A 220-nucleotide genomic window follows, 5' to 3' on the forward strand; every position below is an offset into this window, starting at 1 on the left:
CCCGCTAACCCACTAACCCACTGCCACGATGCAGGCCAAGCGAACATGAAAATCAGCGCCATCCGGGTCACCCCGATTGCCATCCGGGACCCCGCCCTGCTCAACGCGGCAGGCGTGCACGAGCCTTTTGGCTTGCGCTCCATCATCGAGGTCGAGGGGGCCAACGGACTGGTGGGCCTGGGTGAGACCTATGGCGACGCGGCGCTGCTGTCCCTGCTCA

At 65.5% G+C, this 220-nt stretch carries 1 pseudogene; it reads left to right on the forward strand.

The features are described 5' to 3' along the window. Positions 1 to 45 precede the first annotated feature (45 nt). Positions 46 to 220 (forward strand): annotated as a pseudogene (locus VTU_RS33225) (glucarate dehydratase); the annotation flags it as partial.

It is taken from the genome of Verminephrobacter aporrectodeae subsp. tuberculatae At4, from assembly GCF_000193225.1.
GTDB classification, from domain to species: Bacteria; Pseudomonadota; Gammaproteobacteria; order Burkholderiales; family Burkholderiaceae_C; genus Acidovorax; species Acidovorax aporrectodeae.